This is a genomic window from Bradyrhizobium hereditatis, assembly GCF_020329435.1.
GTDB classification, from domain to species: domain Bacteria; phylum Pseudomonadota; class Alphaproteobacteria; order Rhizobiales; family Xanthobacteraceae; genus Bradyrhizobium; species Bradyrhizobium hereditatis.
The window spans coordinates 377,028-388,952 of the sequence record NZ_JAGKJK010000003.1; the positions used below are offsets into that span (position 1 = coordinate 377,028).

Annotated in this window: 8 protein-coding genes and 1 pseudogene; 2 read left to right on the forward strand and 7 right to left on the reverse strand. The window is 58.5% G+C overall.

The features are described 5' to 3' along the window. Window positions 1–195 precede the first annotated feature (195 nt). The 3 genes and pseudogenes from J6524_RS09710 to J6524_RS09720 form a co-directional block, all read right to left on the reverse strand. Window positions 196–975: an SDR family NAD(P)-dependent oxidoreductase gene (locus tag J6524_RS09710; RefSeq protein WP_225670234.1), complete on the reverse strand. Its 780-nt coding sequence runs from the start codon at window positions 973–975 to the stop codon at window positions 196–198. A gap of 726 nt (window positions 976–1,701) precedes the next feature. Continuing rightward, window positions 1,702–3,537 carry an NEL-type E3 ubiquitin ligase domain-containing protein gene (locus J6524_RS09715; protein WP_225670123.1) on the reverse strand — a complete coding sequence of 612 codons (1,836 nt, stop codon included), beginning with the start codon at window positions 3,535–3,537 and terminating at the stop codon, window positions 1,702–1,704. Between the two features lie 433 nt (window positions 3,538–3,970). After that, window positions 3,971–4,229, reverse strand: a pseudogene (locus J6524_RS09720) (IS66 family transposase); the annotation flags it as partial. A 748-nt stretch (window positions 4,230–4,977) separates the two neighbouring features. On the opposite strand from J6524_RS09720, the gene noeE reads away from it, so the two are divergent. Further along, window positions 4,978–5,940: a nodulation protein NoeE gene (gene noeE, locus J6524_RS09725; protein WP_283843283.1), complete on the forward strand. Its 963-nt coding sequence runs from the start codon at window positions 4,978–4,980 to the stop codon at window positions 5,938–5,940. 119 nt (window positions 5,941–6,059) lie between these two features. Further along, window positions 6,060–6,263 carry a hypothetical protein gene (locus tag J6524_RS37320; protein ID WP_283843284.1) on the forward strand — a complete coding sequence of 68 codons (204 nt, stop codon included), beginning with the start codon at window positions 6,060–6,062 and terminating at the stop codon, window positions 6,261–6,263. A 414-nt stretch (window positions 6,264–6,677) separates the two neighbouring features. Here the strand turns inward: J6524_RS37320 and J6524_RS09730 are convergent, their stop codons facing one another. The 4 genes from J6524_RS09730 to nodI form a co-directional block, all read right to left on the reverse strand. Continuing rightward, a complete protein-coding gene (locus tag J6524_RS09730; protein WP_283843285.1) occupies window positions 6,678–7,664 on the reverse strand; it encodes a nodulation protein NodZ in 987 nt (328 codons plus the stop codon). Between the two features lie 406 nt (window positions 7,665–8,070). After that, on the reverse strand, window positions 8,071–10,116 hold the full coding sequence (locus tag J6524_RS09735; protein ID WP_225670236.1) for a carbamoyltransferase family protein: 2,046 nt from the start codon (window positions 10,114–10,116) through the stop codon (window positions 8,071–8,073). A 93-nt stretch (window positions 10,117–10,209) separates the two neighbouring features. Beyond that, entirely contained in the window at window positions 10,210–10,998 is a 789-nt protein-coding gene (locus tag J6524_RS09740; protein WP_225670124.1) for a nodulation factor ABC transporter permease subunit NodJ, read from the reverse strand. 3 nt (window positions 10,999–11,001) lie between these two features. Continuing rightward, window positions 11,002–11,916 carry a nodulation factor ABC transporter ATP-binding protein NodI gene (gene nodI, locus J6524_RS09745; protein ID WP_225670125.1) on the reverse strand — a complete coding sequence of 305 codons (915 nt, stop codon included), beginning with the start codon at window positions 11,914–11,916 and terminating at the stop codon, window positions 11,002–11,004. Between the last annotated feature and the right edge of the window lie 9 nt (window positions 11,917–11,925).

The window sequence follows — 11,925 nt, forward strand, 5'->3', positions numbered from 1 at the left end:
TAGGATGACGCAAGAGATAACTTCTTATTATGGCACGATGGTAAAACTGCATCGCGACACGACGGTAAACTTACAGTGTGCTTTGACTTGCTTATTCTCTGCTCTTCCGAACTCGTCGCGCGCATTCCGTGGGAACACGAATTCCATTGATGTAGATCAAATCAGCTGCGACTTGTTTCTTGCAGTTACAGTCGATCAGAGGTGTTGGCCGCCATTGATCGGCACCTCGGTGCCCGTGACATAACTTGCCGCATCCGAGCATAGGAAGAAGATGACCTTCGCGACTTCTTCGGGTGTGCCCACTCGGCGCAGCGGAATATTTGGTACAAGACGCGCTTCCGTGTTCGGCGACAAAATATCGGTCTTGATCTCGCCGGGCGCGATCGCATTCACGCGAATGCCATGCGGTGCATAGTCGTGCGCCATTTCGCGCGTGAGACACGCGAGCGCAGCTTTCGAGGTCGCATAAGCGGAGCCGGCAAACGGGTGCACCCGGGACCCTGCGATTGAGGTCACGTTAACGATTGATCCTGACGCTGCTTTTAGCTCGTCAAACAGGCCTTGCGCGAGCAGGATCGGCGCCACCATATTGACGTGGAACACCTTCATCCAGGTTTCGACTGACGTCGTCAACGCCGTCAGTCGTGCGCCATTCGGCGTTTTCGGTGAAATGCCGGCATTGTTGATCAAGCCGTGCAATGGCGCGCCTGCGAGGCGCTCCTTGATCTCGGCGATGGCGCGCGGCAGCATGCGATGGTTGCTGAGGTCGACCTGGACATGGTTGTCGGCCCCCGACTCCCACGGGCAGCGCCCGCCATCAAACGGTTGGCGCGCGCAAGAAATGATGCGCCAGCCCGCTTCCGAAAACAGCTTTCCGGTGGCGTGACCAATGCCGCGCGACGCGCCGGTTAGCACCAGCGTCTTCTGTTCTCCCTGCTGGATGCGGACTCTATCGGTGTGAAACGGACAGCCCACGTTGGTCGCCGACGGTGGACTAGCGACCGCTTCATCGTTTCTCACATCGAGACTCAAACGCGCCTCCCAATTCTCTTGCCCTCGCCCGTGAACGCGGTGCAGGATTTGGGCCAGTGCGATGCAAAGGAACGCTCACACGTTTTGCGGCCCAATGTCGCGTTCGCAACAGCTTGGCGGGTTCCCCACATCGGGCGCGTTTGCTTTCGGACAATAGCAAGCGCAAGTGCATAAGCCGATTTTCGAGTCTCGCGTAACGTGCGCGGCACGACCAGTTTGGCTCCGTCTTGCTCCATGGCCCTAATGCGCGCTGGTTGATCGCAAGTATTGTCAATGCGGTCGGGCCAGGTCCGTCAGCTAAATTGCTGCGCAGATCAGAACCGCCGGCGAATTCGTTTAGTTCGCTCTCACACCGTTCGATGCGCTGGAATGAGGTATTGCTGTTGAGCAATCCGCCCCTCCTCTACCGGCCACGTCATTCCAATTCATCATTTCGTGATCGAACTGGGTCTCACGATAGGCGGCAGCAAGCTCTCCCTTGCAGGCGTTTCTCGACGGCCTTCCGCCATTGCAGTCCTTCTTGAGCGTGGCGATGGCTCACGGTCGGCTAGCTCGGCTTGCTGCTGCGGCGGCGGAGCTGCCAGGCAGGCATAATCTCTCGTCTCGATCGCGCAATCGACCGCGGCGACGGCCAAACAGCAATTGACAGTCTTCGCATCAACGGCCGCTTCACAGCTCGAGGCCGTACCTTGCGAGCACCTGGCGCGTTAGCGCACCCTTGATCCTGCTGGCGATTTCGTTGCGGATCTGGGCTCCGAGCTCCCGCTCGGCATCGGGGTCGCCTGTCAGGCCATGCTCGGCAAGACGCTGGTTCAGGCGAGTTTGAAACTCCTCGCCCATCGCATCGATGAGCCGCTCCTGCATCGCTGCATGTTCTTCGGGGGCGATGCGTCTCAACACGCTATCCCAAGGTTGCCAGCCCCTTGCCAGATAGTCCGCGAATCCCGTCGCCTCTTGGTCCCGCACCGCCCCCGCGGCCCAGTCAACGTCGGCTTGTGTCACGTGAGAGACATTCAAGAAGCGCATGTCTGGGGCGACGTGCCGCAGCTCCAGGGGGTCGCGCAGCTGTGTCTGGTAGGCAAGATAGACCTCAATCTCGTCGATGCGGGCGTCCGGGTCGGCACCGCGGAGCGAGTTGACCGTCTCGCGCGCGATCCCGTCCAGCGCCCTCAAGCGGAACATCACACGGCCGTGCTGAAGCAGTTCGTCGAGCCGCCCGTCATAGACTCCGTCCTCGACATCAGCGTTCAGGCGTGCGATCTGCATGCCGTTCCAGGCCAAAGTGACGCGATCCTCGCACCTATCGCTCGCTCCCAACGCCGCGGCGAAGTACTGCTCGCGCAATCGCGGCCTGACCGCCGCCTGCCGCAGATCTTCGGCCACCGCCTGCCGGAACGCGTCATTGCCATAGTTCACCGTGCCACGGAGCCTGTCGAGGAAGCGTGCGTAGTCCTGAGCACCTGGCTCTTGGGCGAAGCGCTGCCAGGCGGCCACTGTCTCAGTGTCGCCCTCGAGCCAGTGCGCGACAACCTCGTGCAGGGCCTGCGGCTCGACTTGCACCGCTCCCTCGGCCCCAGACAAAAAGATCTGCGGGCCGGCATAGCCCCCGGCATGCATGGCTGTCGCCAGGTTAGTCAGTACCCCCTCGGGCAGCGGATTATTCTCCAGATCAACGCTGGACTCACGGCCCAGCTGCGTCAGGAGGGTCTCTGGCACGCTGGTCAGCTGGTTGTTGCTGGCGCCGAGCCATAGGAGCTCGGCGGGGATCGTCTCGGGCAGGCTAGTCAGCTGGTTGTGGCTAGCGCTGAGCCATTCGAGCTCAGCCGGGAGGGGCTCGGGCAGATTGGTCAGCTGATTGTTGTCGACGTTCAGGCGCTGGAGCCCAGCTGGAAGGTCGGGCAGACTGGTCAGCCGGTTGCCGCTGACGTCGAGCTCCTGAAGCGTTGCCGGAAGATTATCGGGCAGACTGGTCAGCTGATTGTTGTCGACCCTCAAGCGCCGGAGCCCGAGCGGCAGGTCTGCGGGCAGGCTGGTCAGCCCGTTGCCGATGGCGTAGAGCCGCCGAAGCCCGGCCGGAAGGTCGGGCAAGCTGGTCAGCCGATTGTTGCTGGCGCGGAGCCGCTGGAGATCGGCTGGAAGGTCGGGCAGGCTGGTCAGCTGATTGTTGTCGACGTTCAGGCGCCGGAGCTCGGGCGGGAGGGGGACGGACAAGGCGGTCAGGGACAGGGACGACAGATCCAGCGGCTCATCGATATCGCCCGCCTCCCGCCAAGCCCTCGTTCGACTTACCGCCTCTTGCCGATTCTCGTCTTCGCCCTGCCCCTCTTCGGCAGCCCGGCCCGTCAGGACCTGGTCCTGCGACGAGGCGGGGTCGGCGGCGGACGCCTCCGCCTCGGTCAAGACGTCGACCCACTGCGCCGCGGCCGGGGACCCTGGTCCGGAGGTTTCTGATTCGGAAGTCTCGGAAGGAGTGCCAGCGCCAAGCTGGGCCCGTTCTGCATTCATCGATGCCGTCTCCTCGGTAGCCAAGTGAAGGGAATGCGCCGGAGCCGTGCTTCTCGAAGCCGGTAGCTCTCACCAGGGATGGTGATCACCGACTAACGAGGAAGCAGGCGATCACGGAGCGCGGTTGCAACCACAGAACCGCCGAACACGCTGCGCCATTCGCCCACAGGGCAGTTGCAGCAAGATCAGCACGTCCGGACGGAATCGACGGTTAACGAACGGGTTCAGGGTTGTTTCGTTAGGGTAATACATCCCCCTCTCCTCTGCAGCAGATCAAGCCGGACATCGCAGTCCAGATAGACAGTATCTCAATGCTATAAGACTTACCTGTCCAAAAACTGACGAGTTTCGGAAGACTCATAATGCGCCAGAAAGTCCATCGACGTCTCGAAGCTGCAGCGTTAATGGGGTCTACTGAAGAAAAACTGGTGACGGTCTGGCGTTCGGGACGCCTTTCGCGTAAATCCGCGCCCACTCGTCGTCTTGGCTACAGCCTGCTCCGCAAACAGCTCGTCTTTAGTGGCGCCAATTTCCAGCTCTTCGAAGGTCAGCGCCAACTGGTCGATCAGCCGCGATGATCGCTCCAATCGATGACCGTAGATGTGGCGCTCGAGCTTGGCGATCCTAAGTTTCTGATGGGCGATCAGCGCTTCGTCTTCCGAGGCTTTTGCACGGGCAAACGCGAGCGGCGCCCAATACCTTCACCAGCATTCGCATATGACCTCAAAGCTAGACTTATGGTCAGATCCTCACAAAGATGACCGAACTTCACAAACGGCCGCCACCGAAGCGATACCTCGAGCGCGATGAGCAGATTTAGATGATCGACGCCCTGAACGCATGATCCGGACTTATCCAGCGCGTGGATGCATTCCATCAAAACAATCGATTTAACAATTGGAAGAAACGGATAGCAAAAAGTCAGTTGGAGAAATTGAATTCAGGCATCCAGAATGGCTATCGATCTTCACCGTGGCTCTGAGAAGATTTCTCAGGTGCAGGGGCGAGCATCAACCGAGGCGCATGCCCATTGCGGCCACCTTCTCCGGCGGCCGCAAGCTGCACCGCGCCGGCTCAACGCGACAAGCGCCCCCCGCGTCGCAAGCACTTGCCTCCGATAAACCTCCGTTTAGCTGTTCCAACCTTTTTTGTATCACCCGCCTATCTACGTACAATTGAACCAACTCTCGACGTCGTCTTTGCTTTGCGAGCAATCAGGAGCTGCCGATTGCAGGTGCCAAATGCTTCTGCGATCCGGCCAAATGGATCGAATTCCATAGCTCCCAGATCATGCGGAAGACGCAGGCGAAGTCCTCCTCATGTCACGATGCTGCGCACGCGGTCACATGTGGAACAGCACGGCTGCCGTTATTTCTTTCAACGGGACAAAGGGAGGCTCGGGCGGCCGCTCGCGTCGTCCAAGCATAAGGGGGTGGAATCATGAGCCGAGATGCCAACGATTTGCCTGCGGTCTGCTTTCTCCTCGGCCTTCCCCGGTCGGGGACGACGCTGCTGTCGCATTTGCTCCAGCAGCACCCAGATATTGTGGCGCCGCCTGAGCCCTGGTTAATGCTGGCACTTGAGGCATTTGGCCGGGTGGACCACCGTCACCCAGCGGGGGCATCACTGGTTCAGGACGCCACCTCCGAGTTTTTGGGCCGAATCGATCGTACTATCGTCAGTCGCGCTTTTGCTGATGCGGCTTACGGCCAATATTTGGCAGCAGCGGGCAAGCGTACCTTCGTAGACAAGACGCCGCGTTATTGGATGGTCCTCGATTTCTTGGATTCTCTCTATCCAGAAGCGCCACACATCCTTCTATTACGTAATCCCTACGCTGTTGCCGCTTCACTGAAATCGACGTGGGGCATCCCGCTGGTGCCAGAAAGCTGGCCGCCCGCCAGCCTATCTGATCTCTCCGATCTTGTGCTTAGCCTGCCTCCCGACATCACATCTTCTCTCGCCGATGTCGTTCTGGGCCTACCTGCGCTCGCCGCGCACCGACGTCGGCGGCAGACGCAGGTGGTGCGGTATGAACATTTGGTGGCGCGCCCCGATGAGGAAATCCGGCGCGTCATCGCTGGGCTCGGTTACGATCCAACGGGCATTGCATCGGCGACGATGCAGCAGCCGGAATATCTTCGCTCCAGTCGCTTCGGGGATCGAAAAATCTTCGAGAGAAAGGCAGTCAATGACCGCTCAGTCTATACTTGGCAAACTGAACTGAGCATTCAAGAGATGCAAGCAATAACGGATGCAATCGGCGATAAGCTTTTGATAGAGCTCGGTTATGAGCAGGAACTTCGGCACGTTCAGCAAGCCGGGATCGTGGATCGAGGTCGGGCCGTAACCGAACAATATCGTCAGATATTTCAAACCTGGTGGGATTTACGCCGCGCCTAGCGAGGAGCCCGTGCGGCATCTGGCGGAAACCGGTGCGCCAAACAGGCAAGCTGAAGAGCACTCCTCCTCGGCTTCGACCCCTCCATAGTTCGGAACGGCAACGTCTAGCCGAGCCCAACATGGAGGAGAACTTACGCCTGGCGAATTCGATAGCGGCTCAGTTGGAACAGGCGCTCACGCTGTCGGAGACCGATCGAGCTGCTGGATTGAATGCTATTCGTGATCGCGATGCGGCCATCGAGACGTTGCAGGCGACAATCGTATTGGTTTATCCGCGGGGAAGATCAGCGGGCGGAAGGGATATTCAGCTACGAGCGGTTTAGAGCAGCGCGTTCCCCTTGCGGGCGATCCGCGAGCTAATTGAAGCAGCGCTGAAGGAGCTGTCGGAGGGTTCCGGAGGCTTTACGCCGGGAAGCCGCTGGTCGATTCCGCCCGAGCGGCTCTTTGCGGGCTCTGCTGCTGGAAGCGTTCTACACGTGCGATGTGAGCGGCAGTTGATCGAGCAGCTCGACCACTATCTTTCTCCGCTAATTTGTCGGACTGTCGATCGATGATCCCTGTGGGATGCCACCGTGTTCCACACGAACCGTGACCGGCTGCTCGATGGCGATAGTGTACGACGTTCTTTGTCGCAGTTCTGGACCTTGACGAAAGATGACATCCGACATCACGAACGGCGATGCTGCGCAAATGCGAAGGGGCGCCGATATGATCGATGACGGTGCGGGTTGCAAGTTTCATAAAGCCAGGAGATGTTCGGAGGATTCATCAATCAAGATCAACCGACCAGGATCGTTCAAATCGAACTCAATAATGCGTGGCGCGAAGAGACGGGCATAGCGCGTGAAGGCGCTAGTCGGTGGAAAGCGAATCACGGTATCGCATCGCCCGAGAAGATACATCTCGATGAGAGCGGAGATCCCGCCGTCGGCTCCCAGTGCCGCACTATGCAATGGCCCGGCCTGATCCGCCTGGAAGCGTTTTGGGATCGTGAAAAGATCGGGAAACACACCAGACAACTTGTGAAGCACCTGCGCGCTGTCCGTACACAGTAATACCCTCACAGGTCCTCGATGTGATAGCGCTTTGGCTGTATCAATGGCAGTGCATACTTGCCGCAAGGCGAGCTCCGGATCCGCCCAGTAGGGCGTGTGCCCCATTATATCTTCGCCGTTGCCGTGCCGAACATGAACCCCGATTATGCTGCGCCCTTCAAAGTGCTCTTGATATAGGGCGTCAATCCGAGCTTGAATTTCAGGCCTCAGTTTGATGCTCCGAAATATCTGTCGTTCGGCATCCTGATCGCAACGCCACATCAAACAAGCATCGCACACCACGGTGTTGGCTTCACTATCATATTCGGCTTGGAAAAGCTCACTCAGCTCGTCACGTTCTCGGAAAATCTGTTCATCTGGGCGGTAAACGCAGTCGATCGATGGCTGATTCCACCATGACGGGAAGAAAGGCCCCGGGAATGAGAGCTGGTTGATCTTGTCATCGCAGATAACCCGTACGCCAGCGATGTCTTGAATTGGCTCGAAGAACACCGGAAAGGCGTTCGTGAAGGGTTGATCGAGATAACAGGAACCACGCCAATCAATGGCTAGAGTCCGCCCCGTCCGCTGCGCATAGCGCCAGGCTGACGCCAGTGACCACAGGCAATCACCGAAACCAGTACGTCGTCGAGAAACAACGAACCGGTCGTTCATCGAGCCAACAAGCATTTGTGTTCCTCGTTAAGGGAATACCGCCCGAGATAAGGACGCTACGGAAACTCTACGTATGGCCCCGCACGATGCTGTCGTCAGCGATCGTGATGTTAGCCAATTTGGCTGGTAGAACTTCATATGCCACTGCCATGGAGGAGCCGCGCGAAAATGTTGCCGCCGACATGCTTGATTTCAGCCCTATTCCCCTTGTTGCAACAGCTCTTCGAAGCACTTTCCGGCATGTACCATGTCGAACAGAATTTCTGCAGCTGGCGGCGCTTGCCGTCCTGAGCTGCTGCTGTGGCGCAGCGCCCAAGACTACAAGCATGAGCCCAGCTACCGCTACCGGATATGCCGCACTCAGGGGCCCAGCCGCCCCCCGGATTTGGAGACATGCACACGGCCATATTCATGATTCCCGTTATGCTTTCTCCAGCATTTGATCACAGTCTTGATGCGCGCGAGCAGCATGTGAAGGATGCAGCCGAATGCGGCGCTGCTCCCATAATCCCCGCAGTTCCTTCACGAGAGCTTCACGCCTAGCCCGATCGAACGTAATTGTATCCAGGAGATCCCCAAGCACGGCTTCGCCCTCGATCTGCATCAGTAGATCGAACGCATCCTGTGAAATACGCACACTGTCACCGCTGGCGTGCGCCGTACGGATTTCGCACACCGTCTCCTGGCGATCTAGCGCTGTGTAAGCGCGAACCCGATAGAGGCGTGCATAAGGCGGCAATGAAACCGCGAGCGCAGTCCAATCCTCCAACGTTGCCGCCCTCTTTTTGACGAGGAACGGTCCGACCACAAGTCCATCCAGCTCTGTCGTCAGAAATGTGGTAATCGCATCTGCAACCGAGTCCACGATCGGCTCGGCATTGTTGTTAAAGGACGTGTTGAGCAGAACTGGGATGCCCGTCCGCTTCTTGAACGAATTAATAACCTCCCAATAGGCGGGATTTGTCTTGCGCGATACTGTTTGCAGTCGCGCAGTGCCGTCGACGTGCGTTATGGCACCGAGCACGCTTTGCTTGGAGTCGCGCACGCGAACTACAAAGTTCATAAAGGGAAATTCGCGCGTACCGTCGGGAAGGTCGAAAAATTCGCTCGCATCCTCCTCCAGCACTGATGGCGCGAACGGTCGATAGCCTTCGCGCTTTTTTACCATCGCGTTGATCCGGTCCTTGTTTGTGGCAGGCCGAGGATCGGCAAGAATGCTGCGATTGCCAAGCGCACGTGGCCCGAACTCCGAACGACCCTGCACCCAGCCGATCACGGCGCCATTAGCCATCCAGTCGGCTGCGCAACCTGCCACGTCGTCACTGCGTTCGACGTCAAGGTGTCCACCCCATGCATCCAGTCCCTGCTGCACGGCGCGCTCGCTCCCGAGATCAGGACCCCAGTAGACCTCCTGCAGCCGCTCACGTGGCGCCGGCCGGCCCAGCTCGTTAGACATCATTAGTGCTGCGCCTAATGCGCAGCCAGCATCATGCGCCGCGGGTTGCACGAAGATGTCTTCGAAAAGCCCTGAATACAGCAGCTTGCCGTTCATGGTGCAATTGTGGGCTACCCCTCCAGCCAGGCACAACCGCTTCATACCGGTAGCCTTGCGATGATGCCGGAGAATGTGAAACACGATCCGCTCCAAGGCTTCCTGCAATGAAGCACTCACATCTCGATGCTGCTGCGTGAATGGCATTCCCTTTCGCCGGACATGGATGCTCCGGCGCAGCGTCGGACCGATTCGGTCGAGATAGACGCGGTAGCCACCGTTATCAAAGAGTTCGTAGAACTGCTCGAAGAGCTCACGATGGGGAGCCGGATCCCCGTAGGGGGCAAGCCCCATGACCTTGTATTCATCGAATAAGCCGTAGCCGAGATACCGGATCGTCTCGAGATAAAATAGGCCGAGAGAATTATTCTCTGGGAAGGTCCCGAGTTGGGTCACCTCGGTTCCAGACCCCACAGCCAAGAGGCCGGAGAGAAAATCACCACCCCCATCGATCGCGAGGATTAGACTTTGCTCGAAGCCAGACATCGCAAAGGCGCTCACGGCGTGCGCCTGATGGTGACTTACGAAAGAGACACGCGACGGATCGACCTCGGTACCAAACTCCTGCGCTAGTAAGCTACGCATCAACAGTTTGGCATCCAAAGGAATGGAGAGGTCAGGTCGGGACCCGAACAGGCCTTCGAGCATAGCGTTGCAATAGGCCTCGGTCGCGTAGAATGCGATACGATCGATATCGCTGAGCTGGATCCCTGCGGCTGCAAGGCAGTATTGTATCGAACGGCTTGGAAATTTGTTGGAGTGCTTAATCCGATTGAGGCGCTCCTCTTCAACGGCCGCTATCACGCGTCCGTCCCGGACGAGCACCGCAGCACCATCATGCAGAAATGTGTTCGAAAGCTCACGTGTATCTTCATAGACTTTGTCTAGTCCACCGCTCACTCCTAGACAAAACATCTCATTCTCCATTTATCGTCACACGAAATCCAATTGAACTGCCGAATTCGGAGGTACCGCATCATGTCTCTATCGCTTCTGCGGAATCTCGGGTTAACGCATCAAGCGTCGGCGAAACAGCGCGATTGAGAGGAAGAACGGCAGCACCGCGTACATGCACAGTGCACCGATATGCAGGCCGATGCCGCCGGCCGGGAGCCCAAGCATCGCTGGGCGGATGAGTTCGACCGAATGTGCCAGCGGCAATAAGCCCGCCACGCGCTGAAATGCGCTGGGCATCTGGCTCACCGGAAAGACTGCGCCGCATAGGAACACCATGGGTGTGACGACGAGCGTCTGGTAAAACACGAAGTAATCGTAGCTGGGCGCAAGGGATATGACGACCATCGCTAGGCTCGCGAAAACGAGGCCAGTGAGTGCGATTGCTGGTATCGAATAGAGGATGGATGCCCACGCTGCGTAGCCCAGAGTCGCGGCAACAACTGCAATTGCCGTTCCGGCCAACACGGCTTTGGTGGCTGCCCATGCCAATTCACCGAGAACGATGTCGCCGAGCGTGAGCTGTGTGCTCAGGATTGCTTCCCAAGTGCGCTGAGCACGCATGCGGGCGAACGCCGCATACATTGTTTCGAAGGTGGCGGCGGTCATGGCGCTAGTCGCGACCATCCCACCAGCCAGAAACGCGATGTATGAAGTGCCGTCAATGAGCCCCACAATTACTCCAAGGCCAAAGCCGAGGCCAAACAGATTAGTCATGGGATCGGCGAGATTCCCGAGAACCGATGCAAGCGCGACTTTTCTCCACGCCAGAAAGTTGCGACGCCAGACAGCGACCCAGTTGTACGCGTTGGCGGGCATGACGGCAGCGTAACCTTCACGCATCGTTCATCTCTCCATTTCCCGCCCGGTCAGCCGCAAAAAGACATCCTCGAGATTCGCAGGACGCTGCAGAAGGCGTAGACCTGCGCGCCCGCGCAGCTGCACGAGCACCTGCTCTGGATCTGGCGCATAGCAAAAAAGCGTCTCGCCGCTCACTTCGATATGCCGCGCATACGGCCTGATCAGAGAAGATAGCTCGTGCGGATTGCCGCCATAGATCTCAATCACTTGGCAGCCGATCTGCTCATCGATCAACGCGCGAGGCTCGCCTTCTGCGATCTTGCGTCCTGCTTCAAGCACGCACAGCCGATCGCACAACCTCTCAGCCTCTTCCATGAAGTGGGTAGTCAGAAGAATCGTCTTGCCTCGCGCCAGCAGCAATCGCAGGCGTTCCCAGATTTGGTGGCGCGCGTGCGGATCTAGACCGGTGGTCGGCTCGTCCATCACCAGCAGATGTGGGTCGTTGATCAGCGCACGCGCCAAGGTCAGCCGCCGCTTCATGCCGCCGGATAGTTCGGCGACGCGAGCATCCGCCTTGCTCTCCAAGCGAGCGAACTCGAGCAGTGCTGGCACAGCTGCTTCGACCTCGCGTGCGCTCATGTTGAAGTAGCGGCCAAACACCAGCAGGTTCTCGCGGACGGTGAATTCTATTTCGAGGTTGTCGAACTGCGGCACCACGCCGATGCGCGCGCGTGCCAGGCGAGCACGCGCCGGGACGGGCTCGCCGAGCACGGTCATCTTGCCGGTGTCTGGCGCTACCATGCCGAGAACCATACGTGCAATCGTGCTTTTGCCCGCCCCGTTTGGTCCGAGGAGGCCAAAGCACTCTCCCGACGCGACAGCAAAGGACAGCCCGTCGACGACGATTTTGTCGCCATACGACTTCCTTACGCAGCTAAGGTCGATTGCTACGGTGGACATATGTTCATC

Excerpts from the sequence above, each read along its gene's own strand:
- J6524_RS09715 (WP_225670123.1), bottom strand. The coding sequence starts at position 3,537 with ATGAATGCAGAACGGGCCCAGCTTGGCGCTGGCACTCCTTCCGAGACT.
- noeE (WP_283843283.1), top strand. The coding sequence starts at position 4,978 with ATGAGCCGAGATGCCAACGATTTGCCTGCGGTCTGCTTTCTCCTCGGC.
- J6524_RS37320 (WP_283843284.1), top strand. The coding sequence starts at position 6,060 with ATGGAGGAGAACTTACGCCTGGCGAATTCGATAGCGGCTCAGTTGGAA.
- J6524_RS09730 (WP_283843285.1), bottom strand. The coding sequence starts at position 7,664 with ATGCTTGTTGGCTCGATGAACGACCGGTTCGTTGTTTCTCGACGACGT.
- J6524_RS09735 (WP_225670236.1), bottom strand. The coding sequence starts at position 10,116 with ATGTTTTGTCTAGGAGTGAGCGGTGGACTAGACAAAGTCTATGAAGAT.
- J6524_RS09740 (WP_225670124.1), bottom strand. The coding sequence starts at position 10,998 with ATGCGTGAAGGTTACGCTGCCGTCATGCCCGCCAACGCGTACAACTGG.
- nodI (WP_225670125.1), bottom strand. The coding sequence starts at position 11,916 with ATGTCCACCGTAGCAATCGACCTTAGCTGCGTAAGGAAGTCGTATGGC.